Source organism: Cupriavidus sp. IK-TO18 (genome assembly GCF_015549295.1).
Taxonomy (GTDB): Bacteria; Pseudomonadota; Gammaproteobacteria; order Burkholderiales; family Burkholderiaceae; genus Cupriavidus; species Cupriavidus oxalaticus_A.
This window is the reverse complement of the sequence record NZ_JADGMP010000093.1, coordinates 1-567: the sequence shown is the minus strand read 5'-3', so window position 1 is coordinate 567 and position 567 is coordinate 1. Positions and strand designations below refer to the sequence as shown.

Annotated in this window: 1 protein-coding gene; it reads right to left on the bottom strand. The window is 63.3% G+C overall.

Annotated elements, in window-relative coordinates; translation table 11 throughout:
• Nucleotides 1–567: helicase HerA-like domain-containing protein (locus IPF36_RS34240; protein ID WP_195432365.1), on the bottom strand; the 567-nt coding region annotated here is incomplete at both ends.

Here is a 567-nt window from a genome sequence, read left to right as displayed (position 1 = left end):
GTGACGAAGAACACGCCCACGCCCTTCGATCGCACCAGACGCACCATCCGCTCGATCTGCTGGACGAGCGGCTTGGGCGCGTCATTGAACAGGAGATGCGCCTCGTCGAAGAAGAAGACGAGTTTCGGCTTGTCCAGATCGCCAGCCTCGGGCAACCGGCGGAACAATTCGCTGAGCAGCCACAGCAGGCAGGTGGCATAAAGTTTCGGCGCTTCCATCAACTGGTCGGCATGCAGCAGGTTGACGACGCCGCGACCGTCGGCGGCCACGGCCATGAAATCGGTGATCTCAAACGGCGGTTCGCCGAATAGGTGGCTGCCGCCCTGCGCCTCGAGCGCGAGAATGTTCCGCTGGATTGCCGAGATCGACGAGGCGGTGACGTTGCCGTATTGCTGGCAAACCTCCTCGCGGTCGTCGAGCATCTCGACCAGCGTCCAGCGCAGGTCTTCCAGCGTGAGCATGTAGGAGCGCTCGTCCTCGGACTTGCGGAAGGCAATTTCCATCGCGCCCTCCTGCGTCGGGTTGGGGCCGAGCATCCGCGAAAGCAGCTGCGCGCCCATCTCCTGC